Genomic DNA, 23,716 nt, shown 5'->3' with positions numbered 1-23,716 from the left:
CGCCCCCTGTCACCGCCTCCTCCCCCTGGCAGGGTAGGAATAATGCACTGTCCGGACTGTCGATCAGCCCGACCCAAAGCTCGGGCCACCCCTCAGGCGTCTTCCACCTCGCGCGCCACTGGCGGATGCAGCCGTAGGCGATGGATACGCCGCTCGTCCGAATCGAGCACTTCGAACTTCCAGCCCGACGGGTGATCCACGCACTCGCCGACGTGCGGCACATGCCCCGCCAGCACCGCCGCAAGGCCGCCCAGCGTATCGACGTCGCTCTCGGCTTCTCCCAGGCGAGGGTCGATCAGCTCGGCCGCATCTTCCAGCTCGGCGCGGGCATCCGCGTCCCACGCGCCGCCGTCGATCGGCACCAGCAGCGCGCTCGGCGCCTCGTCATGCTCGTCCTCGATCTCGCCGACGATCTCCTCGATCAGATCCTCGATCGTCACCAGGCCCTCCGTGCCCGAATATTCGTCGAGCACGATGGCGAGGTGGACATGCCGCTGGCGCATGTCGGCGAGCAGGTCCAGCGCGCCGCGGCTCATCGGCACGTACAGCGGCTCGCGGATCAGTCCGGCGATGCTCGTCGGATGGTCGGCGCCGGTCGCCAGGATGTTGAACACATCCTTGATGTGGACCATGCCGATGATCGTATCCAGCTGCCCGCGATAGACGGGCAGGCGGCTGTGCCCCGCCTCCGCGAAGATCTGCACCAGATGCGCGAAGGTCGTATTTTCCTCGACCGCGATGATGTCCGCACGCGGCACGCCGACATCGCCCGCGTCGCGCTCGCCGAAATGCAGCAGGTTGCGCACCATCTGCCGTTCCAGCGGCGTCAGGTCGCCCTTGGCGTCGGGGCCGGGATCGTCCTCATGCCGGTCGATCGCCTCTTCCAGCTGGTCGCGGAGCGATTCCTCCTGGCCGCCGCCGAAGATCAGCGTGCGCAGCCCGCGCCAGATACTCGATTCGTTGGAGTCGCCGTAACCGGCGCTACTTCGGTCCTCTGCCATGGCAGTCTGTGTCAGTCCTCACGCACGAGATAAGGGTCCGCGATGCCGAGCGTGGCCAGAGCCTGACGCTCGATCTCCTCCATCGCCTCGGCCTCGTCGTCCCCCATGTGGTCATAGCCTAGCAGATGCAGCGTGCCATGTACCAGCAGGTGCGTGGCATGTTCTTCCACGCTAACGCCCTTTTCGGCTGCCTCGCGTTCGCATACCCCATGCGCAAGCACGATATCGCCCAGCAACAGCTCGCCATCGTCGCTATTCTGGCTGACCGTATCGATTAGATCCGGCTGCACCATCGGAAAGGACAGGACATTGGTCGGCTTGTCCTTCTGCCGATACTGACGGTTGAGCGCGTGGACTTCGTCGTCGGACGTCAGGCGGACGCTGATCTCGACGGTCGCGGGCGTGGTGAGCAATTCGCCATGCGGCGTCCGCTCGATCGCCGCGCGCGCGGCTCGGACGGCGAGCCTATCCCAATCAGTGGAGTCGGGCCAGGGCATCTCATGGGTGAGTTCGACATGGATCATTCGAGCATTGCGTCCTTCAGATCGGTCTGCGCGAAATCCTGCCCTTTGAACAGGATGATCGCGTCATGCCGGCGGGTACAGGCATAGGAAAAGCAATCGCCCATGTTTAGCGCCGCGGGATGCATACCCTTCCCGAAGCGTTGATGGGCGTCGAGTGCGAGATCGGCTTCCTCGCTGGCGATCGGAACGACCTGCAATTGCGCGTCGCGCACGAAGTCAGCAACCAGCGTTCTCGCCTCGGCGAGATCGACGCCGCGAACGCGAACCACGGCGCGGACGGCTTCCCAGAGCGCGACGGCGGAGGTCAGGCGGTCGGTTTCCCAATCCATCCGGCGCGAAAAATGCCACGCTTCCGGCTCGCGCGCGATCATTGCGACGATCGCGGAGGCATCGACGAACAGTGTCACTCGTCGTTGAGCGAATCGTAGAAGCGCTTGTCGGCTTTCAGGCCGGACGGCAATGGCAGGGGGTGATCGATCCAGTATCGGCGCAGCCATTCCGGGTGCGGAGACGTGAGCGCGTGGCGGGCTGCATAATCTTCGATCGCCAGCGCCACGATCTCGTGCATGGCCGTCCCCCTTTCGTCAGCGAGACGCGCAATTGCCCGAACGAGATCCTCATCTTCGATCAGGAACGGCGCGGACAGCGCCTGTGCCTCGGCACGCGTCAGCGGGGGATTGGGGGCGTTCATCTCGACCGTCTCAGCTGTTCGCCCCCTCATACGCCTCGACGATCCGCCCGACAATTGGATGGCGGACAACGTCGGCGCTGCTGAAGCGCGTCATCGAGATACCCTCGACGCCCTCCAGCCGCATCGTCGCATCGGCCAGGCCGCTCGCCGCGACGCCGCCGGGCAGGTCGGTCTGGTTGGGATCGCCGCAGATCACCATCCGGCTGTTCTGGCCGAAGCGGGTCAGGAACATCTTCATCTGCGCGGGCGTCGTGTTCTGCGCTTCGTCGAGGATGACGAAGGCATCGGCGAGTGTGCGGCCGCGCATGAAGGCGATGGGCGCGATCTCGATCTCGCCACTCGCGATCCGCCGCTCCACCTGCTCGGCGGGCAGGCAATCGTGCAGCGCATCGTAGAGCGGTCGCAGATACGGATCGACCTTGTCCTTCATGTCGCCGGGCAGGAAGCCCAGCTTCTCGCCCGCCTCCACCGCAGGGCGCGACAGGATCAGCCGCTGAACGCTGCCGGTGATCAGCTGCGACACCGCCTGCGCGACCGCGATATAGGTCTTGCCCGTACCCGCGGGCCCCAGCGCGAAGATCATGTCGTGCGTGCTCAATTCGCGCATGTAATGCGCCTGCGCCGGGGTGCGCGGCACGATCGTCTTCTTGCGCGTGCGGATCATGATCGACGGGATCGCGCTGCGTTCGGTGCTGACGATGCCGTCAAGCGTCGGTTCGGCGGCCATCGCGATCGACGCATCGACCAGGCCGGTGTCGATTTCCTCGCCGCGCTGGATGCGCTGGTACAGGTCCTGCAACACGTCGCGCGCCAGCGCGACATTTTCAGCCGCGCCCTCCAGCCCGACGCGGTTGCCGCGTGCGGTGATATAGACACCCAGCCGGTTTTCGAGCGCCACTAGATTTTGGTCATATTGGCCGAACAGTGTGGCGAGCAGCTGCGGCTTGTCGAACAACACCTCCGCCCGGCTGCGTTCACCGGAGCGGGCGGGGACGGGCTTGCGACTCATGCAATCCTTTCGTGCCGAAATGGCATGCACCGAATGTGGGATGCCCGCGCGCGAAAGGGAAGCGGCAAACGTGCCGATCTACGCGGCCTGCTTCACCCGCACCGCGCCTGCCATCGAGACCGGGCCGGCGGACAGCAGCTCGACCGTCACGATGTCCCCGATCGCCGCGTCGGTCATCATATGCACCGATTGCAGCCAAGGTGACTTGCCGAGCATCTGGCCGGGCAGCTTGGCCTTGCGCTCGATGAGGACCTCGCACGTCCGGCCGACGCTGGCCTGATTGAACGCCTGCTGGTCGCGGCCCAGCGCGGCTTGCAGGCGCTGCAGCCGTTCGTCCATCACCTCCGGCGGCACGGCGCCGGCCATGTCGGCGGCGGGGGTGCCGGGGCGGGGGCTGTATTTGAACGAATAGGCCTGCGCGTAGCCCACCGCATCGACCAGCGCGAGCGTCTCGGCGAACTCCGCCTCGGTCTCACCCGGAAAGCCGACGATGAAGTCGCCCGACAGCGCGATGTCGGGGCGCACGGCGCGCACGCGGTCGAGCAGGCGCAGGTAGCTGTCGGAATCGTGGCTGCGGTTCATCGCCTTCAGCACGCGGTCGCTGCCCGCCTGCACCGGCAGGTGCAGGAAGGGCATCAGGCTCTCGACGTCGCCGTGGGCGTCGATCAGGCCCTGCGCCATGTCGTTGGGATGGCTGGTCGTGTAGCGGATCCGCGCGACGCCAGGAATGCGGTCGAGCACGCGGATCAGGTCGTGCAGGCCTCGCCCGTCGTCGTCCCAGGCGTTGACGTTCTGACCCAGCAGCGTGATCTCGCACGCGCCGGCATCGACCAGCGCCTTCGCCTCGTCGACGATCGCCGCGAACGGACGGCTCACCTCGGCACCGCGCGTATAGGGCACGACGCAATAGGTGCAGAATTTGTCGCAGCCTTCTTGCACCGTCAGGAACGCCGACGGCCCGACGCGGCGGCGCGCGGGCAGGGCGCCGAACTTCGACAGCAACGGCATGTCGGTATCGAGACCCGGCGCGCCGCTCGCCGCCTGGGCGACGAGGCCCGGCAGGTTATGATACGCCTGCGGTCCCACCACGACGTCGACGTTCGCACGGCGGACGATCTCTTCGCCCTCCGCCTGCGCGACGCAGCCGGCGACGGCGATCATCGGCGCGGCCCGCTCGGCGAGCCGCGCGTCCTTGCGCAGCCGGCCGATGTCCGAATAGACCTTCTCGGTCGCCTTTTCGCGGATATGGCAGGTGTTGAGCACGACCAGGTCGGCGTCCGCCGCGTCGACCGCGGCGGTCATGCCTTCCGCGGTCATCAGTTCGGCCATGCGCTCACCGTCATAGACGTTCATCTGGCAACCGAACGACTTGACGTGGAAGGTCTTGGGCGCAGGCTTGGGGCTATCGGCGGGGGTCATGGCCGCGGGCCATACAGGAATGGGCTCGGCGTCGCTAGCGCCCTCCGCTTGACGGTCAGGCCGCGCTGATCGCTTCCCGCGCCCGCGCAGCGATCGCCTTGCGGCCGCCGATCTCGGCCGGGTCGAAGGCATCGAGCATATGCAGCGTCACCGGAAACGTACCGCGCCGCCGCAGCACGCGCAGTGCATGCACCTGTCCCGGCTCATCGCCGACCCACGCAAGCTCGGCGGTCGCCGGGCCGTAGTCGACCCGCACCGGTTGCACGCGGCCGCCCGGCGGCGGCGGATCGAGCGCGGCGAGCAGCGCCGCCTTGAACGGCAGCAGCGTCGTGCCGTCGCTGGTCGTACCTTCGGGAAAGATCGTCACCGCCCAGCCTTCGGCCAGCGCATCGCGCAGCCGTGCGATCTGCGCCGACACATGCAACCGGTCCTCGCGCGTCACGAAGATCGTGCGGTTCAGCGTACACAGCCAGCCGACCAGCGGCGCCGCGCGCAGTTCCGCCTTGGCGACAAAGGCGCTGCCGGTCGCGCCGGCGATGGCGAGAATGTCGATCCAGCTCAAATGGTTGGCCAGGAACACGACGTCGCGCTTCAGCGGCCGGCCGATCACGCGCACGCGCGCACCGACGATCCACGCGACGCTGCCCAGGAACAGCCGCGGCCAGGGCGAGGGCAGGCGAACCGCCCGCCACAGGCCGTGGATGCAGAGCGCACCGATCAGGGCGATCACCAGCGCCGCCAACCGGATCGCGAGGCGCAGGTTGGCGATCACGCGCCCGCGCTTACGCCTTGCGATCGAGGCTGACGCCGTACAATTCCATGCGATGGTCGACCAGGCGGAAGCCCAGCTTCTCGGCGATCGCCTTTTGCAGCTGCTCCAGTTCCGGATCGACGAATTCGATGACCTTGCCCGTCTCGACGTCGATCAGGTGATCGTGGTGTGCTTCCGGTGACGGTTCGTAGCGCGCGCGGCCGTCACCGAAGTCGTGGCGATCCAGGATGCCGGCCTCTTCGAACAGGCGCACCGTGCGGTAGACGGTGGCGATCGAAATGCCCGGATCGATCAGCGAGGCGCGCTCATACACCTTTTCGACGTCGGGATGGTCTTCGGCTTCCGACAGGACGCGCGCGATGACGCGACGCTGTTCGGTGATGCGCAGGCCCTTCTGATTGCACAGGGCTTCGAGGTCGATCTTGCGAGGCATGAGCACCGTGTAGAACAGTGCGCTTGTTGCGAAAAGCGAAACCGACTCGCAACAGTGATCGAGTGCTACGATCGGTCGAGCCCGGTCGCGTTACACCGCCCGCCGATACGTATGCGCGTCGAACGCCTCGCCGCCGCGCCCGCGATAATAGCCGCGCCGCTCGCCCACCTTGGCAAAGCCCTGCTCGGTATACAGCGCTACCGCGGGATTGTTCGCGCGCACCTCCAGATGCAGGTCCGCGATGCCGCTCATCTGCGCCTCGGCGATCACCGCGCGGAGCAGGGCGGTGCCGATGCCCCGCCGACGAAAGGCGGGATCGACCGCGAGCAGCAGCAGTTCCGCCTCGTCCATCACGCTGCGCACCATCGCGAATCCGGCGGGGCGATCGTCGACCAGCGCCAGTGTCAGCCGCACGCCCGGCATCGCGAGCACGCCCAGGCACTGGTTGCGCGTCCACGCCTCGCCATAGCGTGGGTCGAAGGCGGCGGTCATCAGCGCGTCGACCGTCGCGACGTCGCGCGGGTCGCCGGTGCGTAGCAGGATCTGGTGCGTCGCCATCAGGCCGCCGGCTCCGGCACGCGGCCGCCGGGCAGTTTGGCATCGGGCGCACGGCCGTAGACCGGACGCGCGGGCAGCGTTTTCAACGCCTCGGGCAGCAGCAGCGCGTCGCGCGCATCGGGCAAAGCGGGCTGGCCGGCGAGGTCGGGGGCGACCTGTTGCAGCCAGCGCACGCCGTTACCGATCGGATAACGCTCGCCCAAGGCGGCGATCGCCGCTTCCGGCTTCAGCGAGGCGAGCGTATCGAGCGGCACCGGTCCGGCCGCAAAGCTCTGCACGAACACCTCGCCATGCCCGCCCTCCAGCATCGCGGCGACCTGACCCTCGCGCCCGCCGGCAAAGGCGGCCGCGGCGAGCAGCGACAGACTGGAATAGCCGGCAACGGTGCTGCCCCAGCCGAGCGCCAGCGCCCGGGCCGCTGCGATGCCGACGCGCAGGCCGGTAAAGCTGCCGGGGCCGACGTCGACCAGGATATGCCCGGCGCGTCCGCCATCGGGCAAGGCGGCAATCATCGGCAGTAGCTGTTCGGCATGGCCGCGCCCGACCTCGCGATGCTCGGCGGCGATGACCTGCCCGCCTTCGATCAGAGCGATCGAGCAGGCGGCGGTGGCGGTGTCGATGACAAGAGTGCGGGCAGTCATGATGAAGCGCCTGCTTTGCGGCAGCCCGCGCGCCGGGGCAAGATGCGAGTGGCGGTTAGCACTTGTCACACGTCACCCCGGACTTGGTCCGGGGTCCACTCTGCGGCGAGGGGAACGGCAAGAGGCTCCAGCTCCACCCCCGCGGGATGGTGGACCCCGGACCAAGTCCGGGGTGACGACGGATATGCGGAAGGACGCTCACAATCCCCGATCGGCGACGGACTTACGCGACCGTGTTGAATTTCTCAAACGCCGGCCGCGGCGAGCGCGGGTGCAGGCTGGCAGGGTCGCCATAGCCCAATGTCGCGATGAAGTTGCTGCGCACGCCCGGCTGGTCGGCGAAGAACGCCTTGTCCACCGCGCCTTGGTCGAAGCCCGACATCGGTCCGGTATCCAGCCCCAGCGCCCGTGCCGCCAGGATAAGATACCCGCCCTGCAACGACGAATTGCGGAACGCAGACGCGACGCGCAATTCGGTATTGCCGTCGAACCACGACTTGGCGTCGGTGTGCGGGAATAGCTCGGGCAGATGCTCGTGGAACTCGACGTCCATGCCGATGATGACGGTGACGGGCGCTTTCAGGATCTTGTCGCGATTGCCCTCCGATGCGCAGGCGGCGAGCTTCGCCTTGGCCTCGTCGCTGACGCACCACAGCAGCCGCGCGGGCAGCTGGTTGGCGGAGGTCGGACCCCATTTCATCAGGTCCCAGATCTGGCGCAGCTGCTCGTTGCTCACCGGGCGATCGGTATAGCCGGTGAAGGTGCGTGCGGTCCGGAACAGCGTGTCCAGCGCGGCATCGGGCAGGGGATCGGCCATCAGACGGCCCTCACTTCGGTGACTTCGGGAACATAATATTTTAGCAGCTGCTCGATGCCGTTCTTCAGCGTCGCGCTCGACGACGGGCAGCCGGCGCAGGCGCCCTGCATGCGCAGGTACACCTTGCCCTTGTCGAAACCGCGATAGACGATGTCGCCACCGTCGTTCGCCACGGCCGGGCGCACGCGCGTGTCGATCAGCTCGCGGATCTGCGCAACGATCTCGGCATCGGCGGGATCGTCGGTCGTCACCTCGTCGCTGTCGCCCGCCGGCACGCTGAAGCCCGCGCTGCCCTGGCGGAACAGCGGCATGTTGGCGGCGAAATGGTCGAGCAGGATCGCCAGCACGTCGGGCTTCAGGCCGACCCAGTCGACGCCCGGCGCCGCCGTCACCGACACGAAGTCGCGGCCGAAGAACACGCCGGTCACATCGCCCAGCGCGAACAGCATCTCGGCAAGCGGGCTTGCCTCCGCTTCCTCGGGCGTCGCGAAATCGCGCGTGCCCGCGTCCATGACGATGCGGCCCGGCAGGAACTTGAGGGTCGCCGGATTGGGTGTGGCTTCGGTCTCGATCAGCATGGGGCCCATGTGGACCGCGTGCGGCTGCGGATCAAGCACAGCCGCAGAAAGGCTTTGTTTCCCGTCGCGAAGCGGGGCGCCTCAGCCCACCCGCTCGCGATGCCCCGCCGGGAAGCCCGCGATCGCCAGCGCCGCGATCCGCTCCGCCACCACTTCCGGCGGCTTCACCGACTCCGGCGCCTCGCCCGGATAGGCGCGCGCGCGCATTTTGGTCCGCGTCGCGCCGGGATCGAGGATCGCCGTTCGGATGCCGCTGATCTCGCTCGTCTCGTCGCCATAGGCCCCGATCAACGTCTCGAACGCCGCCTTGGATGCGCCATAGGCCCCCCAATAGGCGCGCGCGTTGCGCCCGACGCTGGAGGTGACGCCGATCACCTTGGCCGCCGGCGCCTTGCGCAGCATCGCGTCGAACGCCTGGATCATGGCGACCTGCGCACTGACGTTCAGCGTCAGCACCTGCGCGAATTCCTTGGGGTCGATCGCCGGCACCGCCGCCAGCGTGCCGAGCATGCCGGCGTTCAGAATCAGCACGTCCAGCGACTGCCAGCGTTCGCCGACCGCGCTCGCCAGCCGGGCGATGCTGTCGGTCTGCGTCATGTCGAGCGGGGCGATCGTCGCCGATCCGCCCGCGTCGAAGATCGTTTCCTCAACCGCCTCCAGGTCTTTCGCCGTCCGCGCGGTCAGCACGACATGCGCGCCCGCCGCCGCCAGCGCGATCGCGGTCGCGGCGCCGATGCCGCGGCTGGCGCCGGTGACGAGCGCCAGCTGGTTGTCGAGTGGCTTCGCCATCAGTTTACCCGCTCTTCCAGCATCGCGAACTGGTCGACGTCGGCGACATCGTCGTGATCGGTCAGCGTCGTCGGATAGTCGCCGGTGAAGCAGGCATCGCAATATTTCGGCAGACGCGACGCGCGCTGTTCCTCGCCCAGCGCCTTGTACAGGCCGTCGATCGACACGAAGGCGAGGGTGTCGGCATGGATGAAGTCAGTCATCCCGCCGACGTCATGCTTGGCCGCGAGAAGCTTCGCCCGCTCCGGCGTGTCGACACCATAGAAGCAGCTGTGCCGCGTCGGGGGCGAGGCGATACGCATGTGCACCTCAGCCGCGCCGGCATCGCGCATCATCTGCACGATCTTCAGGCTGGTCGTGCCGCGGACGATCGAATCGTCGATCAGCACGATGCGCTTTCCCTTGATCAGCGCGCGATTGGCATTGTGCTTCAGCTTCACGCCCAGATGGCGCACCTTGTCGCCCGGCTGGATGAAGGTGCGGCCGACATAATGCGAACGGATGATGCCCAGCTCGAACGGAATGCCCGATTCCTGCGCATAGCCGATCGCGGCGGGCACACCCGAATCGGGCACCGGGATGACGAGGTCGGCCTCTACCGGCGCCTCGATCGCCAGCTGCGCGCCGATCGCCTTGCGCACCGAATAGACCGATTGGTCGCCCGCAATCGAATCGGGGCGGCTGAAATACACCCATTCGAAGATGCACGGCCGCGGCGCCACCGCTTCGAACGGCTTGATCGATCGGATGTCCGTGCCCTGCACGATTACCAGCTCGCCCGGCTCGACCTGCCGTTCGAAGGTCGCGCCGCATACGTCGAGCGCCACGGTTTCGGACGCGAAGATCACCGCACCGTCCAGGCGTCCCATCACCAGCGGCCGGATGCCAAGCGGATCGCGGCAGGCAATCATGCCCTCGGGCGTCATCACGACCAGGCTATAGGCGCCCTCGACCTGCTTCAGCGCGTCGATGAAGCGGTCGAGCAGCGTGCGGTAGTTCGATGTCGCGACGAGGTGGATGATCGTCTCGGTGTCGCTGGTCGACTGGAAGATCGATCCGCGCCGCACCAATTCGCGGCGCAGCTTCATTGCGTTGGAAATATTGCCATTGTGCGCGACCGCAAAGCCACCGGTCGACAGGTCGGCGTACAGCGGCTGGACGTTGCGCAGCGCCGTCTCACCGGTCGTCGAATAGCGGACGTGGCCAACCGCGGTGGTACCGGGTAGCGCGCGGATCACGTCGTCGCGATCGAAATTGCCCGCGACATGGCCCATCGCGCGATGCGTGTGGAACAGCGTACCGTCGAAGCTGCTGATCCCGGCGGCTTCCTGACCGCGGTGCTGCAGGGCGTGCAGCCCCAGCGCGACCAGCGCGGCGGCACTATCGCTGCCGGACACGCCGAACACGCCGCATTCCTCGCGCAGCGTATCGCCGTCTTCGGTCGTGGTTTCGAACGGATTGGTAGTCAGCATGGGGAGGGGGCTCACATGACGGCGGGTGGCCATATAGGAGCGCAATCCGGCTTTGTCGCGCATTTGTCATGACCGATCGAACCGTTTCCCCCGTCCGCTCGTTGTGGCGCTTTCGGGAGCGGAGTCGGACGATGGCGAAGGATCACGGCGCACAGATCAAGGACGACGGCCTGTACGAAGAGCTGCGCAAACAGGGCAATTCGAAGGAAAAGGCCGCGCGCATCGCCAACGCCGAGGCGAACGGATCGCTCGATCAAAAGGCGACGCACCTCGAAGATCGCACCAAGGCCGACCTGATGAAGGAAGCGCGCGAGATCGGCATCGAAGGCCGATCGAAGATGGACAAGCCCGCGCTGATAAAGGCGATCCGCGGGCATAAGTGAGGGGAGCGCGCCTCACCACTCCCCGTCACCCCGGACTTGTTCCGGGGTCCACTCCGCGGCTGGGGGGATAGCAAGAGGCTCTAGCCGACCCTCGGCGGCCCGGTGGACCCCGGGCCAAGTCCGGGGTGACGGCGCGTTTGCGGATGCCTACCGGCCGCCCGACACGGCATCACCCTTGCGCCGCACGCCGCCTAGGTCCTCCGGCCCCTTCAAGGCTGGAACAGGCACCGTCGTCGCCGCAGTCACCGGCACGGCGCTCAGCAACACCTGCTGCTTCATACACTGCCGCCGGTCCGCGCGTTTGGTCAGCGCACAATTCCACAACGGTCGCTCAATCCCCGCATCCCGATCGCGCCAGTAACTGAACGCCATCGCCGCCACTTGCTCGGTCGTCAGCGGCGTCGCGGCGGGCGTCGCGGCGGCTTCGGTCCAGCCCGAAAAACGGCAGGTCTTGCGCTCCCCGCAGGCCTTCATCGCCACCGCGGGATACAGGTCCGGCATCACGCCCTTGGGCAGCGTCGCAAGGATCGTCTCGTTCGTCCCGTCTACCGCCGGCGCTGCGACCGTCGCGGCCGCACCATCGTCGCCCAGCATGCCCAACGCCTCCGCCGCATCGAGCAGCGCGGTATCCGCCTCGGCGAGCGCCGCGCCGGTCTTGTGCGCATCGGACACAGGGGCGAGTTGGGCGATCACCGGTTCCGCCGAACTCACCTGCCGGTTGAACGCGGGCGGCGTGCCCCACCAGCCCGTCCAGCGGAAGAACAGATGGCTGTGCACCGCGACCACCTTGTCCAGGCTCGCCTGCCAATAGGGGACGACCCAGTCGGTGTGGTAATGGGTCGCATAGCCGACCGGCCGATAGACCGCGCCCGACAAGGCCGCGTCCGCCACGGCACGCGCGCGGCGCCACTGGTCGGCGGTCGGGGTCCAGCGGCTGAGCGCATGGTCGCAGGCGAAGCTGAACTGGCAGCCCGTGCTACGCTCCTGCCCTTCGAAGATCACGCCGCAGATCGTCTTCGGAAACGCCGGATGCCGCAGCCGGTTGAGCACCACCTGCGCGACCGCACGCTCGCCCTCGGCATCGTCGCCCGCCTCGTACAGCACCCCTGCCGCCATGCAGTCGAGCGCCCGCGCCCGGTCTTCCGCGCCCCCGGCGAAGCGGAACGGCCGCGCGGCGGGATTGGGCAGGGTGGAGAAGGGGATGGCGTCATTGTACGCCTTGGCATCCTCGGCCGACAGGTCGACGAACGCGACCGGCTCGACGTCCGGCACTTCGGCGGCAGGCACGACGTGGCGCGGGGGAAGCCGGACCGCCTTATGCGCCTTCGGGATCGTCGGCGGGTGCGCCACCACCCACGCCGGCACGCCGATCGCGAGCAAGGCGGTGACGGCCAGCACGGGGCGCAGCCAAAGGGGGTAGGGGGCCGCGCCGCCGTGATTCGCCGAAGTCATTACGGCTGTGTGTGGTTGCGATTGCCGCATTAGGCAATCCGGCTCCCCCTTGTCCGTCATCCCCGCGAAGGCGGAAATCCAGACACGCTACCGTGGCGGATCGAGCCGACAGGGCAGCCAGTCTGGATCCCCGCCTGCGCGGGAATGACGGGGAGAGCTTACTGCTCCGGCAGGAAGTCCGGCACCGACAGATAGCGCTCGCCCGTGTCGTAATTGAACCCGAGCACACGCACGTTATCCGGCAGGTCCGGCAGCTTCTGCAGGATCGCCGCCAGCGTCGCGCCCGACGAAATTCCGACCAGAATGCCCTCTTCGCGCGCCGAGCGTCGCGCCATGTCCTTGGCGACCGCGGCATCCACCTCGATCACCCCGTCCAACGCCTGGGTATGCAGGTTGCGTGGGATGAAGCCCGCCCCGATCCCCTGGATGGGGTGCGGCCCGGGCTGGCCGCCTGCGATCACCGGCGACGCCGCCGGCTCGACCGCGAAGACCTTCAGGTTCGGCCATGCCTTCTTCAGCGTCTCGGCAACGCCGGTGATATGGCCGCCGGTGCCGACGCCGGTGATGATGACGTCGATCGGCGAATCGCGGAAGTCGTTCAGGATTTCCTGCGCCGTCGTGCGGACATGCACATCGACGTTGGCGCCGTTTTCGAACTGCTGCGGCATCCACGCACCCGGCGTCGCATGCACCAGCTCGATCGCGCGCTCGATCGCGCCCTTCATGCCCTTTTCACGCGGGGTGAGGTCGAAGGTCGCGCCATAGGCGAGCATCAGCCGCCGCCGCTCCAGCGACATCGATTCGGGCATGACGAGGATCAGCTTGTAGCCCTTCACCGCCGCGACCATGGCGAGGCCGACGCCGGTGTTGCCGCTGGTCGGTTCGATGATCGTGCCGCCGGGCTTCAGGTCGCCGTTCGCCTCCGCCGCCTCGACCATGGCGAGCGCGATCCGGTCCTTGATCGATCCGCCGGGGTTCGACCGTTCCGATTTGATCCAGACCTCCGAATCGGGGAACAGCTTCGACACGCGGATGTGCGGCGTGTTGCCGATCGTTTCCAGGATGGTGTTGGCCTTCATGGCTTGGCGTCTCCGTGGCTAGGTTCGGTTTGCAGGATCTCTGGCGGGTCAAAGGTTCGCGCGGCGCCGAGTTCCGGAAACAGCCGCGCCCACAGCAAGGTCACACCGATCGCTCCCAGCCCGCCGAACACGACTGCGCCCACCGGGCCGAGCAGCGAGGCCATCACCCCGCTCTCGAATTCGCCCAGTTCGTTGGACGCCGAGATGGTCAGCTGCGACACCGCGCTCACCCGCCCACGCATCGCATCGGGGGTGTGGAGCTGGATCAGCGACTGGCGGACGTACACCGACACCATGTCCGCCCCGCCCGCGACGATCAGCGCGACGAGGCTGAGCAGGAACGCCGGATGGACGAACACCGCGACGCTGCCGAGCTGAACCGTCCGCGTCGCCAGCCCAAGCGCGCCGGTGACATGGCTCGCGATGCCGAAGGTCAGGATGGACAGACCGAACACGACGACCGCGACGAGCATCTTGACGCCGACATTGGTGCTCATCGGCTTGAACGAGAACCAGATCGCGGTGGTCGCCGCACCGATCCCCATGCCAGCGGCCAGCACGCCCAGCCCCTGCGACCCGACATGCAGGATGTCGCGTGCATAGACGGGCAGAAGCGAGGTCGCACCGGCGAGCAGCACCGCGAACAGGTCGAGCGTGATCGCCGCCTGTACCAGCCGGTTGCGGCGGACGTAGGAAAAGCCCTCGGCGATTCGCGCCAGCGGCCGGTGGTCGGGCTGCGACGGCGGCTGCGGCACCGGGCCGATCAGGAACATGAAGGTCAGCGCGATCGCGAACAGCGCGGTGGCGACGCCGTATGCGACCTCCGGGTGGATGGCGTAGAGCAGCCCGCCGACGCTGGGCCCGGCGATCGTGCCCACCTGCCACGCGATCGAACTGACCGCGATCGCGGTCGGCAGGCTCTCACGCGGCACCAGATTGGGCGCCAGCGCCGAATAGGCGGGACCCGAAAACGCCCGCGCCACGCCGAACGCCACCGCCGCGGCGAACAGCGCGATCAGCGTCAGGCGCCCCGACCAGGTCAGAAACCACAGCATCCCCGCCGTCGCGACCAGCAGCGCGGTCGTGCTGCGCACGATCCAGCGCCGGTCGACACTGTCGGCGACCAGACCCGTGACCGGGGTCAGCAGGAACAGCGGCACGAATTGCGCAAAGCCGATCATGCCCAGCATGAACGCCGCCTGCCGCACGTCCATCGTCACACGCGCGAGGTTGTAGACCTGCCAGCCGATGACGATCGACATGGCCGACACGGCGATCGTCCCGCTGAACCGCGACAGCCAATAGGCGCGGAAGTTGGCGATGCGGAACGGATGGACGGGGCGCGTGCTCATGTCCGACGAGCTTTGGCGCGGGCCGAGGGGAAGGGCAACATAGTTGCGCTTTCCCCGTCCAACATCGTCATTCCCGCGAAGGCGGGAATCCAGACGCGCAGGTCTTCGCAAGGGTCGCGTCGTCAGAGGTTCTGGATTCCCGCCTTCGCGGGAATGACGACCGAAGGGAACCCCACCAGAAACGCTACGTCACAGCCATCTTACCCCAGGGAATTGATGTTCCCCGTGAACCCGGCCTATAGGCTCGGTCACATCCCCAGGACCGTTGAGGTAATACGTGGCCAAATCGCCTGCTCCTCCCGCCGTACCGCTCAGCAATCGCGAGCGTCCCGCCGATCCCAAGCCGTTCGAGGCGACGAAGGAGCAACTGCTCGACTTCTACAAGCAGATGCTGCTGATCCGTCGGTTCGAGGAAAAGGCGGGCCAGCTCTATGGCTTGGGCTTCATCGGCGGCTTCTGCCACCTGTACATCGGCCAGGAAGCGGTCGCGGTCGGCCTGCAGTCGGCGCTGGACGGCGACAAGGATTCGGTGATCACCGGCTATCGCGACCACGGCCACATGCTCGCCTATGGCATCGACCCCAAGGTCATCATGGCCGAACTGACCGGCCGCGCGGCCGGCATCAGCCGCGGCAAGGGCGGCTCGATGCACATGTTCTCGACCGAACATAAGTTCTACGGCGGCCACGGCATCGTCGGCGCGCAGGTGTCGCTCGGCACCGGTCTCGCCTTCGGCCATAAATATTCGAACGACGGCGGCGTCTGCCTCGCCTATTTCGGTGACGGTGCGGCCAACCAGGGCCAGGTCTACGAAAGCTTCAACATGGCGGAGCTGTGGAAGCTCCCGATCATCTTCGTGATCGAGAACAACCAATACGCCATGGGCACGAGCGTCAACCGCGCCTCGTCGGAAGACCAGCTGTATCGTCGCGGCGAAAGCTTCCGCATCCCCGGCATCCAGGTCGACGGCATGGACGTGCTCGCCTGCCGCGGTGCCGCCGAGGAGGCGCTCGCCTGGGTGCGCGCGGGCAAGGGTCCGGTCATCCTCGAGATGAAGACCTATCGCTACCGCGGCCACTCGATGTCCGACCCCGCCAAGTACCGCAGCCGCGAGGAAGTGCAGGGCGTCCGCGACAAGTCCGACCCCATCGACCACGTCAAGAAGCTGCTTGAGGGCCACGGTGTGACCGAGGCCGATCTCAAGACGCTCGAACAGGATATCCGCAAGATCGTGAACGAAGCCGCCGATTTCGCCGAAAGCACGCCCGAGCCCGAAGAGGCCGAGCTGTATACCGACGTGCTGGTGGAGACGTACTGAGATGGCGATCGAGATTAAGATGCCCGCGCTGTCCCCCACCATGGAGGAGGGCACGCTCGCCAAGTGGCTCGTCAAGGAAGGCGACACGGTGAAGTCCGGCGACATCATGGCCGAGATCGAAACCGACAAGGCGACGATGGAGTTCGAAGCCGTCGACGAAGGCACGATCGGCAAGATCGTCGTCGCCGAGGGCACCGATAACGTGAAGGTCGGCGAAGTCATCGCCGTGCTGCTCGAAGACGGCGAGAGCGCCGATTCGGTCGCGACGACGAAGAGCGACAGCCCCAAGGCGGACGAGAAGCCCGCCGATAAGGTCGAAGATTCCGCGCACCCCGCGCAGGAGAAGGTCGAGACCGGCACGCGGCAGATGTTCGAAGCGGCCGAGAACGAGGGCAAGCAGGACCCGGCGATCCCCGAAGGCACCGAGATGGTGAAGACCACCGTCCGCGAAGCACTGCGCGACGCGATGGCCGAGGAAATGCGCCGCGACGAGCGCGTCTTCGTGATGGGCGAGGAAGTCGCGCAGTACCAGGGCGCGTACAAGGTGACGCAGGGCCTACTCGACGAATTCGGCGACAAGCGTGTCATCGACACGCCGATCACCGAATATGGCTTTGCCGGCGTCGGCACCGGCGCGGCGATGGGCGGCCTGCGTCCGATCATCGAATTCATGACGTTCAACTTCGCCATGCAGGCGATCGACCACATCATCAATTCGGCGGCCAAGACCAACTACATGTCCGGTGGCCAGATGCGCTGCCCGATCGTGTTCCGCGGCCCCAACGGTGCGGCGAGTCGCGTCGGCGCGCAGCACAGCCAGAACTACGGTCCGTGGTACGCATCCGTCCCCGGCCTGATCGTCATCGCGCCCTATGACGCGGCCGACGCCAAGGGCCTGCTGAAGGCTGCGATCCGCAGCGAAGACCCCGTTGTCTTCCTCGAAAACGAGCTGATGTACGGCCGCTCGTTCGACGTGCCGAAGCTCGACGATCACGTCCTGCCGATCGGCAAGGCGCGGATCATGCGCGAAGGCAAGCATGTCACGCTCGTCAGCTATTCGATCGGCGTCGGCCTGGCGCTCGAAGCCGCCGAGACGCTGGCGAAGGACGGCGTCGAGGCGGAGGTCATCGACCTGCGCACGCTGCGTCCGCTCGACACCAAGACGGTGCTGAAGAGCCTCGCCAAGACCAACCGCCTCGTCGTGGTCGAGGAAGGCTGGCCGACCTGCTCGATCGCCAGCGAGATCGCCGCGGTGGTGATGGAACAGGGCTTCGACGACCTCGACGCGCCGGTGCTGCGCGTCACCAACGAGGACGTGCCGCTGCCCTATGCCGCGAACCTCGAGAAGAAGGCGCTGATCGACGCCGCGAAGATCGTCGCGACCGTCAAGAAGATCGTCTGACGACGGCGGGGAGGGGGCGGCGCTGCCGTCCCCTTCGACCGCTTATGCCGCGAACAGGTCGCAGGTCGACGGCTGGGCCGAATTGAGCGGATTGTAGATCTGCCGGAAGTCGCGATTGTTGCGCACGATCATCGACGCGACGTAATGCATGCGGAACGGCTTCGCGAGCCACGCGCTGACCAGCGGCTGATACTGGTAATTCACCTCAACGAAGATCACGCCCGTATCGGCGGGCGCGCTGACCATACGGCCGGGATCGCCCATGCCGTTGGGGGCCAAGGTGCCGGCATCCGTCGACGTCGCGGTCGACCCGGCGGTCGCCGACGTCGTGCCATAGCTCGACTCGTAGCCTGCACCGCGCTTCATCCCCATGCATCGCTGCCAGTGAATGCGCTGCACCCGCGCGCTGTCATAGCTTTGCTGGATATATTCCAGGCTGGAGATCGTGACCCGGCCGTACGTCCCGAGCTTCAGCGGCGCACCCTGCAACCGTGCCGCCTGCAGCACGTCATTCATGTCGCCGTCGCGCATCTGTTCGATGTTGTTCGCCCCCATCTGCCCCATGCGCGAGGCATTGTCGGCGAGGGCGAGCGTGATCTGGCTGATCCGCATATGCGTCAGCGCCTGATTGCCCATCTCCGCGCCGTACAGGCCGAGCGCCAGCACGACCGGCCCGGCGAAGGCGAATTCGATCATCGCGACGCCGCGGCGGTTTCGCGCCAGCCGCCGCCACAGGGGCCGGGGCGGGGGTATCAATTGCATAGACGGTTCACCGTCGGCGCCGCCTGCGTCGCATAGGGCTGGTTCTTGAGCAGCGTCTCGGCGGTCACCGTCTGATACGGCGAAGCCCCGATCAGCGGCGCGACCGGAAAGATTCGCGGATAAGTGATACGGATCCGATACAGCGTCACGTCGTTCGCGCCGCCCTGGCCGGTGGTGCCCGGCTCCGCATCCCAGCTGCCGTTGCCATTGATGTCGCGATAGCATTCGCCCGGATCGCGCTGGTTGTTGCCGTTGGTATCCTCGAACGGTTCGGGGCCCACGGCGCCGAACGTCGCGTAGCTGAGTCGCGTCGAGCAATAGGTGCCCGGCATCGGCGTGGTGGCGCAGGACGCGGTCGGCATCGCCATGACGCCCGTCATCATCTGCAGCACGCGTGCGTCAATGGTCGCGGTCTGCTGCGCGCCGCCCTGAATCCCCGAATCGCGCGCCGCCTTCTGGATCGCACCGTACAGCAGCTGCTTGACGTACATCTGGTACAGCATGTCGCCGAGGCCCATCATCATCAGCGCCATCACCGGAAAGATGATCGCGAACTCGACGAGGGTGACGCCGCGCTGGTCGCGACCCAGCCGCAACAGCAGCCCGCGGCCGATCCTCATTTCGACACCCGCAGCAGCGCCACTTGGTTCGCGATCCGACGGAAGGCCGCATCCAGCGACGCATTGTCGCTGGCGTAGAAGGCCTGGCCGGGCGAGGCGCATTGCGTCAGTTGCGGCGTCAGCGTCTGGCCGAAACCGATGACGAACACGGTGATGTTGCGCGCCTTGGCCGCGGTGCATTCCGCAAGGAAGCGCGCGTTGTGGTACGCGGTCAGGTTGCCGGTATCGCCGTTGGCGACGCGCCCGTCATACGCCTCCAGCCCGTACATGCCATAGATCGCGGCGTTGGGCGCCATGTCGCCGTCGGTCATGAAGACGATGTAGCGGTTGGGCGTCTGCCGGCCCGCCGCGGCTGCGGTGTCGGACGCGAACAGGCCGGTCGGGGATAGTAAGCGCGTGCCCCAGATCATGCCGGTATCGTGATACGTGCCGCCCTGTGCCTTGAAGTCATCTGCATTGACGTAATTGGACACGTCGGTGCGGGTCATCGGCCCCAGCCGCCGCACGGGTTTGCCGCACGAGACATAGGCGGCGCGCAGGTTCGCCGGATAGGCGAGCGACGTCCACCCTACGGTCGCCGATGTCGTCGTGGTCGAATAATCGCCGTACAGGAAGGGCGAGGACGGCGTGTTGGGCTTGATGACATTGCCCGAATAGGCGTTGGAATTGTTGCGGTAATAGGTGACCTCCGGCCACATCGGCCGCCAGCGGGTCGCATCGCTCGTCGGCAGCGCATCGGGATCGAGATCGGGCGGCAGATTGTTCTGGTCGAACGTCGTCGCGCCGCTAGTGGTGTCGCGCTCCTCCAGGCACCCCTGCCATTTCGCCGTCGCACCCGAAACCTTGCTGGGATCGACCACGGCGTTGCCCAGCTTGAATTGGCTGAGGTCGAGCGTGACGGGCATGTATTGCCACGACGGCTTCTTGGGGACGGTGGTCGTGTTGCAGGTGCCGCCGTTCGAACTATTCCAGTCGGTCGTGACATATTCCGCGGTGCCGTCGGTCCGGAACGTGTAGCGCGTGCTCCCGTCGGAGTTCGTTTGCAGCGCCGGCGTGCGACCGGTCGCGCGCTTGTCGCAGGTGGACCGCGACGTGTTCGTCGTGGTGCTGACGCGCGTGTTGGTCCAGCCGGAATAATAGGAATAGGTCCAGCCACCGTTGTCGTTGTCATCCTCCCCGACGATCTTCCGCGACTGGTAGGTCCAGTTGTCGACGATCGCGCTCGACGGCAGCGCGAAGCCGGCGTTGACTGTCGAGGTGTAGGTGACGAACCCGTATCGTACGCGGGTCGAACTGTCCTTGTTCGCCTCCATCGTGTCGAAGAAGCTGAGCACGGCAGAGCGCAGGCCGGAAATCTTCGATCCGGTCGCCTCGACCGCATAATAGCCGGTCGTGCCGTCGGGGCGGGTGTAGGTGCTGGTCTGGTTCGTGCAGCTGTTGGCGGGCGTGCAGGCCATCGACCCGGTCGTGTCGAGCACGAACATGACGTCCGAATCGGCGACGTCGAAGCGCGCCTCGCACGTCACCGTCATCGTCCGCGCCGACATGCCGAACATCTTCATCACCGTCGTCGGCACCCGGACGGAGGCGGTGCCGGCGACCTGATTGTCGCTCGTCTTGGTCGGCGTGAAGGGCACGGTCGCGCTGGTATAGGCCGGCGTCCCCATGATCCCGCTGGGGAAGTTGTTGGCGAAGAACGTCTTCGCCGTCGCCGCCGCCGTCGGGTCCAGCGTGGTGCTGCTGCTGTCGGCCATCGCCTTGCGACCGGCCAGCGCACCCGCATCGCACGCCTGCTGCAACCGCACCTTCACCAGATACATGCGCCCGAAATCGACCGCCGATCCGGTGAGTGCGGACATCGGGATCAGGAAAGCGGCGAGCATCGCGAGCGTATTGCCGCCCTTCGCTCGGGCGAAGCGGGACAGGAACGAAGGCTGGCCGTGGGTATCCGTCAGTTGCCGATCGATCGTCACGCCGCGCGAGCCCTGTCCATAATCGACTGATATTCTAAGCGCTTAATGCTGACGATTACGTAAATGCCGTGTCCGGTCCGGTCCTATCGCTCCATCCGCCCGACGCGGTCGCGGGGCTTGCAAGTCATGATGCGGACGGGCAGCGATCCGCCACCATGGCCGATTCCTCCGCTGCCCCACCGCCCGATCGCGAACTGATGCTCGCCGCCGCCCCGCAGGCAGCGCGGGATGCGCTGCGCACGCTGTTCGACCTTGACGATCGGCTCGCGGGGATCGTCCGGACGACCCGCGAACCGATGGTCGGCCAGATGCGTCTCGTCTGGTGGCACGATGAGCTGGAGCGGCTCGACACCGCGGCGCCCCCGGCCGAACCGCTGCTCCAGGATGTTGCACGCCTGCTGCTGCCGCGGGGCGTGAGCGGCGCGGCACTCGCTGCGATGACCGACGGCTGGGAAGAGCTGGTCGTCACCGATCCGCTGGATGGCGACGCGCTCGCGCGGCATGCCGATTCGCGCGGGGGCACGTTGTTCGCGCTGGCAGGACGATTGCTGGGCGCCGAGCCGGCTGCGCTGCCGATCGCGGGGCAGGGCTGGGCCTATGCCGATCTCGCGCGTCATCTCACCGTCGCCCCGCTCGCCGATCAAGCGTCGGCGCAGGCCCGCGCCACGCTTTCGCAAGCCTTCACCGCAACATGGCCGGCGCCCGCGCGTGCCGTCGGCGTGCTCGCGCTGCTAGCCTGGCTCGATCTGGAGGGTGGCACGCCGCTCGCCAAGGCGTGGCGCGTCGCGCGCTTCCGCTTCACGGGGAGATAGCGGCATTGCCTGCGCTACATCGCATGATAGCCTCCCGCCGCAATCGGGAGGGCGGGCGATGTGGCGATATCTGGCGGGTGGCGGAGCGCTGGCAGCGGCGGTCGGGGCAGGGGTGCTAATCGCCGGGCATCGCGGTCAGCCCGACCTGCTACCCGCGCAACCGCTCGTCCCGCAGGCCGCAGCGCAGACCACCGCCGGCGCCGAAGACGCGCCCGTTCCGGAAGCCGCACCCGCCACGCGCGAACAGAAACGCTTCAACCGCTACGACAAGGATCGCGACGGACGCATCACCCGCGACGAATATCTCGCCGCCCGCCGCAAGGCCTTCGCCAAGCTCGACACCAACGGCGACGGCCGGCTCAGCTTCGACGAATGGGCGATTAAGTCGACGGCCAAATTCACCGCCGCCGACAAGGACGCCTCCGGCGCGATGACCGCAGCCGAATTCGCCACCACCGCCGTCAAGCGGAAGGCACCGTCTCGCGCGAAATGTCCGCCGCCGCAGCAGGCTCCGTCGGAAGAGAGCTGAGCCACGGTTCGAACGCGGCGCGCGCGCGGTCGGTGTACATCCGCTTGCGATCCGCCTTCTTGGTGCGGCCGGGGATCGGCGGCATCAGCCCGAAATTGACGTTCATCGGCTGATACGTCTCCGCCTCCGCACCGCCGGTGATATGCCCCAGCAGCGCGCCGAGCGCGGTCGTCACCGGCGGGGGGCTGAGCGTCTCGCCCCGCAGTTCGGCCGCGGCGAAGCGTCCGGCGAGCAGGCCGATCGCCGCGCTCTCGATATAGCCCTCGCACCCCGTAATCTGCCCGGCGAAGCGCAGGTTCGGCCGATTCTTCAGCCGCAGCGTCTCGTCCAGCAGTTCGGGCGATCGGATGAAGGTGTTGCGATGCAGGCCGCCCAGCCGCGCGAACTCGGCATTCTGCAAGCCCGGGATCGTCCGGAACAATCGCACCTGCTCGGCATGCTTCAGCTTGGTCTGGAAGCCGACGATGTTCCACAGCGTGCCCTGGCGATTGTCCTGGCGCAGCTGGACGACGGCATAGGGCCAGCGCCCGGTGCGCGGATTGTCGAGGCCCACCGGCTTCATCGGCCCATAGCGCAGCGTATCGATCCCGCGCTCCGCCATCACCTCGATCGGCATGCAGCCATCGAAATAGGGCGTGTCCTTCTCCCATTCCTTGAACTCGGTCTTCTCGCCCGCCAGCAGCGCGGCGTGGAAGGCCAGATACTGCTCCTTGTCCATCGGGCAGTTGATGTAGTCCGCCTCGCCCTTGTCCCAGCGTGACGCCTTCCACGCGATATCCATGTCGATCGTGTCGAAATGGACGATCGGGGCGAGCGCGTCGAAGAACGCCAGCGCCTCCGATCCCGTCGCGCCGCCGATCTCCTGCGCCAGAGACGCCGCGGTCAGCGGCCCGGTCGCCAGGATCGCCGGCCCATCCGGCAAGGCATCGACCCGCTCGCGCACCAATGTCACGTTGGGATGGCTGGCGAGCGCCTGCGTCACCCCGTCCGAATAGCCGTCTCGATCCACCGCCAGCGCCGACCCCGCCGGCACGCGATGCGCGTCCGCCTGCGCCATGATCAGCGATCCCAGCCGCCGCATTTCCTGATGCAGCAGCCCCACCGCATTCGCCTCGGCATCGTCAGACCGGAAGCTGTTCGAACAGACGAGTTCGGCCAGGCCATCGGTCTGGTGCGCCGGCGTGCGCTCGCCGCTGCCGCGCATCTCGGACAGGCGCACGCGAAACCCCGCCTCGGCCAGCTGCCACGCCGCTTCCGATCCGGCGAGCCCGCCGCCGACGATATGGATGTCATGAGTCATGCGCCATGCCTCTAGGCCGCAGCGGGCAGG

26 protein-coding genes are annotated in these 23,716 nt (G+C 67.0%); 5 read left to right on the top strand and 21 right to left on the bottom strand.

Translation table 11 applies throughout. The annotated features are described in order from the left end of the window. Positions 1 to 92: 92 nt before the first annotated feature. From A7E77_RS15535 to purF, 14 genes are all read right to left on the bottom strand, one after another. Positions 93 to 1,001 (bottom strand): hemolysin family protein, encoded by a 909-nt coding sequence (locus A7E77_RS15535; RefSeq protein ID WP_063689446.1) that lies wholly within the window; start codon positions 999 to 1,001, stop codon positions 93 to 95. Between the two features lie 11 nt (positions 1,002 to 1,012). Then, positions 1,013 to 1,525, bottom strand: a complete 513-nt coding sequence (ybeY, locus tag A7E77_RS15530) for an rRNA maturation RNase YbeY (protein WP_063689443.1) — start codon at positions 1,523 to 1,525, stop codon at positions 1,013 to 1,015. Further along, entirely contained in the window at positions 1,522 to 1,932 is a 411-nt protein-coding gene (locus tag A7E77_RS15525) for a type II toxin-antitoxin system VapC family toxin (protein ID WP_063689440.1), read from the bottom strand. The genes ybeY and A7E77_RS15525 overlap by 4 nt, the downstream gene beginning before the upstream one ends. Next, positions 1,929 to 2,216, bottom strand: a complete 288-nt coding sequence (locus A7E77_RS15520) for a CopG family transcriptional regulator (protein ID WP_063689437.1) — start codon at positions 2,214 to 2,216, stop codon at positions 1,929 to 1,931. The genes A7E77_RS15525 and A7E77_RS15520 overlap by 4 nt, the downstream gene beginning before the upstream one ends. Positions 2,217 to 2,226: 10 nt before the next feature. Then, the gene (locus A7E77_RS15515) at positions 2,227 to 3,225 is read right to left on the bottom strand and encodes a PhoH family protein (RefSeq protein WP_017978919.1); all 999 of its coding nucleotides are present in this window, start codon (positions 3,223 to 3,225) and stop codon (positions 2,227 to 2,229) included. A 78-nt stretch (positions 3,226 to 3,303) separates the two neighbouring features. Beyond that, complete coding sequence (gene miaB / locus A7E77_RS15510; RefSeq protein ID WP_078462319.1) at positions 3,304 to 4,644, bottom strand: tRNA (N6-isopentenyl adenosine(37)-C2)-methylthiotransferase MiaB; 1,341 nt, start codon at positions 4,642 to 4,644, stop codon at positions 3,304 to 3,306. Between the two features lie 55 nt (positions 4,645 to 4,699). Further along, positions 4,700 to 5,416, bottom strand: a complete 717-nt coding sequence (locus A7E77_RS15505; protein ID WP_063689435.1) for a lysophospholipid acyltransferase family protein — start codon at positions 5,414 to 5,416, stop codon at positions 4,700 to 4,702. A gap of 10 nt (positions 5,417 to 5,426) precedes the next feature. Continuing rightward, complete coding sequence (locus A7E77_RS15500; RefSeq protein ID WP_017978916.1) at positions 5,427 to 5,849, bottom strand: Fur family transcriptional regulator; 423 nt, start codon at positions 5,847 to 5,849, stop codon at positions 5,427 to 5,429. A 90-nt stretch (positions 5,850 to 5,939) separates the two neighbouring features. Next, positions 5,940 to 6,407 carry a ribosomal protein S18-alanine N-acetyltransferase gene (rimI, locus tag A7E77_RS15495; RefSeq protein ID WP_063689428.1) on the bottom strand — a complete coding sequence of 156 codons (468 nt, stop codon included), beginning with the start codon at positions 6,405 to 6,407 and terminating at the stop codon, positions 5,940 to 5,942. Continuing rightward, the gene (gene tsaB / locus A7E77_RS15490) at positions 6,407 to 7,048 is read right to left on the bottom strand and encodes a tRNA (adenosine(37)-N6)-threonylcarbamoyltransferase complex dimerization subunit type 1 TsaB (RefSeq protein WP_063689426.1); all 642 of its coding nucleotides are present in this window, start codon (positions 7,046 to 7,048) and stop codon (positions 6,407 to 6,409) included. The genes rimI and tsaB overlap by 1 nt, the downstream gene beginning before the upstream one ends. A 223-nt stretch (positions 7,049 to 7,271) precedes the next feature. Beyond that, positions 7,272 to 7,865 carry a malonic semialdehyde reductase gene (locus A7E77_RS15485; protein WP_063689425.1) on the bottom strand — a complete coding sequence of 198 codons (594 nt, stop codon included), beginning with the start codon at positions 7,863 to 7,865 and terminating at the stop codon, positions 7,272 to 7,274. Continuing rightward, positions 7,865 to 8,443 carry a NifU family protein gene (locus A7E77_RS15480; RefSeq protein ID WP_024310548.1) on the bottom strand — a complete coding sequence of 193 codons (579 nt, stop codon included), beginning with the start codon at positions 8,441 to 8,443 and terminating at the stop codon, positions 7,865 to 7,867. Before A7E77_RS15480 ends, A7E77_RS15485 begins: the two co-directional genes overlap by 1 nt. An 81-nt stretch (positions 8,444 to 8,524) precedes the next feature. After that, a complete protein-coding gene (locus A7E77_RS15475; protein ID WP_063689423.1) occupies positions 8,525 to 9,232 on the bottom strand; it encodes an SDR family NAD(P)-dependent oxidoreductase in 708 nt (235 codons plus the stop codon). Continuing rightward, positions 9,232 to 10,704: an amidophosphoribosyltransferase gene (gene purF / locus A7E77_RS15470; RefSeq protein WP_043059267.1), complete on the bottom strand. Its 1,473-nt coding sequence runs from the start codon at positions 10,702 to 10,704 to the stop codon at positions 9,232 to 9,234. Before purF ends, A7E77_RS15475 begins: the two co-directional genes overlap by 1 nt. 131 nt (positions 10,705 to 10,835) lie before the next feature. Between purF and A7E77_RS15465 the strand changes: the two genes are divergently transcribed. Then, complete coding sequence (locus A7E77_RS15465) at positions 10,836 to 11,087, top strand: hypothetical protein (protein WP_063689420.1); 252 nt, start codon at positions 10,836 to 10,838, stop codon at positions 11,085 to 11,087. A 147-nt stretch (positions 11,088 to 11,234) separates the two neighbouring features. On the opposite strand, the gene A7E77_RS15460 is transcribed toward A7E77_RS15465, so the two are convergent. From A7E77_RS15460 to A7E77_RS15450, 3 genes are all read right to left on the bottom strand, one after another. Then, on the bottom strand, positions 11,235 to 12,539 hold the full coding sequence (locus tag A7E77_RS15460) for a cell wall hydrolase (protein WP_063689417.1): 1,305 nt from the start codon (positions 12,537 to 12,539) through the stop codon (positions 11,235 to 11,237). A 158-nt stretch (positions 12,540 to 12,697) separates the two neighbouring features. Next, entirely contained in the window at positions 12,698 to 13,618 is a 921-nt protein-coding gene (gene cysK, locus A7E77_RS15455; RefSeq protein ID WP_017978907.1) for a cysteine synthase A, read from the bottom strand. Continuing rightward, positions 13,615 to 14,970, bottom strand: coding sequence for an MFS transporter (locus A7E77_RS15450; protein WP_063689414.1), 1,356 nt, complete (start codon positions 14,968 to 14,970; stop codon positions 13,615 to 13,617). The genes cysK and A7E77_RS15450 overlap by 4 nt, the downstream gene beginning before the upstream one ends. A gap of 277 nt (positions 14,971 to 15,247) precedes the next feature. On the opposite strand from A7E77_RS15450, the gene pdhA reads away from it, so the two are divergent. Both pdhA and A7E77_RS15440 read left to right on the top strand, forming a co-directional pair. Continuing rightward, positions 15,248 to 16,288, top strand: coding sequence for a pyruvate dehydrogenase (acetyl-transferring) E1 component subunit alpha (pdhA, locus tag A7E77_RS15445; RefSeq protein ID WP_017978905.1), 1,041 nt, complete (start codon positions 15,248 to 15,250; stop codon positions 16,286 to 16,288). A gap of 1 nt (position 16,289) precedes the next feature. After that, positions 16,290 to 17,690: a pyruvate dehydrogenase complex E1 component subunit beta gene (locus A7E77_RS15440; protein ID WP_043059271.1), complete on the top strand. Its 1,401-nt coding sequence runs from the start codon at positions 16,290 to 16,292 to the stop codon at positions 17,688 to 17,690. Positions 17,691 to 17,732: 42 nt separating this feature from the next. Here the strand turns inward: A7E77_RS15440 and A7E77_RS15435 are convergent, their stop codons facing one another. From A7E77_RS15435 to A7E77_RS15425, 3 genes are read right to left on the bottom strand one after another with little or no spacing between them, the layout of a single operon-like run. Then, on the bottom strand, positions 17,733 to 18,452 hold the full coding sequence (locus tag A7E77_RS15435; protein WP_063689411.1) for a TadE/TadG family type IV pilus assembly protein: 720 nt from the start codon (positions 18,450 to 18,452) through the stop codon (positions 17,733 to 17,735). Then, positions 18,443 to 19,072, bottom strand: coding sequence for a TadE/TadG family type IV pilus assembly protein (locus A7E77_RS15430; RefSeq protein ID WP_063689409.1), 630 nt, complete (start codon positions 19,070 to 19,072; stop codon positions 18,443 to 18,445). Before A7E77_RS15430 ends, A7E77_RS15435 begins: the two co-directional genes overlap by 10 nt. Beyond that, positions 19,069 to 21,045: a TadE/TadG family type IV pilus assembly protein gene (locus A7E77_RS15425; RefSeq protein WP_063689406.1), complete on the bottom strand. Its 1,977-nt coding sequence runs from the start codon at positions 21,043 to 21,045 to the stop codon at positions 19,069 to 19,071. The genes A7E77_RS15430 and A7E77_RS15425 overlap by 4 nt, the downstream gene beginning before the upstream one ends. Positions 21,046 to 21,200: 155 nt before the next feature. Between A7E77_RS15425 and A7E77_RS15420 the strand changes: the two genes are divergently transcribed. Then, entirely contained in the window at positions 21,201 to 21,857 is a 657-nt protein-coding gene (locus tag A7E77_RS15420) for a squalene/phytoene synthase family protein (RefSeq protein ID WP_063689403.1), read from the top strand. A gap of 58 nt (positions 21,858 to 21,915) precedes the next feature. Continuing rightward, positions 21,916 to 22,386 (top strand): EF-hand domain-containing protein, encoded by a 471-nt coding sequence (locus tag A7E77_RS15415; RefSeq protein WP_063689400.1) that lies wholly within the window; start codon positions 21,916 to 21,918, stop codon positions 22,384 to 22,386. Here A7E77_RS15415 and trmFO read toward each other — a convergent pair. Then, on the bottom strand, positions 22,319 to 23,686 hold the full coding sequence (trmFO, locus tag A7E77_RS15410; protein ID WP_063689398.1) for a methylenetetrahydrofolate--tRNA-(uracil(54)-C(5))-methyltransferase (FADH(2)-oxidizing) TrmFO: 1,368 nt from the start codon (positions 23,684 to 23,686) through the stop codon (positions 22,319 to 22,321). The genes A7E77_RS15415 and trmFO overlap by 68 nt on opposite strands. Positions 23,687 to 23,716 lie beyond the last annotated feature (30 nt).

The organism is Sphingomonas sp. NIC1 (genome assembly GCF_001638925.1).
Lineage (GTDB): Bacteria > Pseudomonadota > Alphaproteobacteria > Sphingomonadales > Sphingomonadaceae > Sphingomonas > Sphingomonas aquatilis.
Note: the sequence above shows the minus strand (reverse complement) of the source record. Positions and strands in the feature narration are given on the sequence as shown.

What these genes read in the sequence shown, in the direction of transcription:
- A7E77_RS15535 (WP_063689446.1), bottom strand. Translation starts at nt 1,001, where the DNA reads ATGGCAGAGGACCGAAGTAGCGCCGGTTACGGCGACTCCAACGAATCG.
- ybeY (WP_063689443.1), bottom strand. Translation starts at nt 1,525, where the DNA reads ATGATCCATGTCGAACTCACCCATGAGATGCCCTGGCCCGACTCCACT.
- A7E77_RS15520 (WP_063689437.1), bottom strand. Translation starts at nt 2,216, where the DNA reads ATGAACGCCCCCAATCCCCCGCTGACGCGTGCCGAGGCACAGGCGCTG.
- A7E77_RS15515 (WP_017978919.1), bottom strand. Translation starts at nt 3,225, where the DNA reads ATGAGTCGCAAGCCCGTCCCCGCCCGCTCCGGTGAACGCAGCCGGGCG.
- miaB (WP_078462319.1), bottom strand. Translation starts at nt 4,644, where the DNA reads ATGACCCCCGCCGATAGCCCCAAGCCTGCGCCCAAGACCTTCCACGTC.
- A7E77_RS15500 (WP_017978916.1), bottom strand. Translation starts at nt 5,849, where the DNA reads ATGCCTCGCAAGATCGACCTCGAAGCCCTGTGCAATCAGAAGGGCCTG.
- rimI (WP_063689428.1), bottom strand. Translation starts at nt 6,407, where the DNA reads ATGGCGACGCACCAGATCCTGCTACGCACCGGCGACCCGCGCGACGTC.
- tsaB (WP_063689426.1), bottom strand. Translation starts at nt 7,048, where the DNA reads ATGACTGCCCGCACTCTTGTCATCGACACCGCCACCGCCGCCTGCTCG.
- A7E77_RS15485 (WP_063689425.1), bottom strand. Translation starts at nt 7,865, where the DNA reads ATGGCCGATCCCCTGCCCGATGCCGCGCTGGACACGCTGTTCCGGACC.
- A7E77_RS15480 (WP_024310548.1), bottom strand. Translation starts at nt 8,443, where the DNA reads ATGCTGATCGAGACCGAAGCCACACCCAATCCGGCGACCCTCAAGTTC.
- A7E77_RS15475 (WP_063689423.1), bottom strand. Translation starts at nt 9,232, where the DNA reads ATGGCGAAGCCACTCGACAACCAGCTGGCGCTCGTCACCGGCGCCAGC.
- purF (WP_043059267.1), bottom strand. Translation starts at nt 10,704, where the DNA reads ATGCTGACTACCAATCCGTTCGAAACCACGACCGAAGACGGCGATACG.
- A7E77_RS15465 (WP_063689420.1), top strand. Translation starts at nt 10,836, where the DNA reads ATGGCGAAGGATCACGGCGCACAGATCAAGGACGACGGCCTGTACGAA.
- A7E77_RS15460 (WP_063689417.1), bottom strand. Translation starts at nt 12,539, where the DNA reads ATGACTTCGGCGAATCACGGCGGCGCGGCCCCCTACCCCCTTTGGCTG.
- cysK (WP_017978907.1), bottom strand. Translation starts at nt 13,618, where the DNA reads ATGAAGGCCAACACCATCCTGGAAACGATCGGCAACACGCCGCACATC.
- A7E77_RS15450 (WP_063689414.1), bottom strand. Translation starts at nt 14,970, where the DNA reads ATGAGCACGCGCCCCGTCCATCCGTTCCGCATCGCCAACTTCCGCGCC.
- A7E77_RS15440 (WP_043059271.1), top strand. Translation starts at nt 16,290, where the DNA reads ATGGCGATCGAGATTAAGATGCCCGCGCTGTCCCCCACCATGGAGGAG.
- A7E77_RS15435 (WP_063689411.1), bottom strand. Translation starts at nt 18,452, where the DNA reads ATGCAATTGATACCCCCGCCCCGGCCCCTGTGGCGGCGGCTGGCGCGA.
- A7E77_RS15430 (WP_063689409.1), bottom strand. Translation starts at nt 19,072, where the DNA reads ATGAGGATCGGCCGCGGGCTGCTGTTGCGGCTGGGTCGCGACCAGCGC.
- A7E77_RS15420 (WP_063689403.1), top strand. Translation starts at nt 21,201, where the DNA reads ATGGCCGATTCCTCCGCTGCCCCACCGCCCGATCGCGAACTGATGCTC.
- A7E77_RS15415 (WP_063689400.1), top strand. Translation starts at nt 21,916, where the DNA reads ATGTGGCGATATCTGGCGGGTGGCGGAGCGCTGGCAGCGGCGGTCGGG.
- trmFO (WP_063689398.1), bottom strand. Translation starts at nt 23,686, where the DNA reads ATGACTCATGACATCCATATCGTCGGCGGCGGGCTCGCCGGATCGGAA.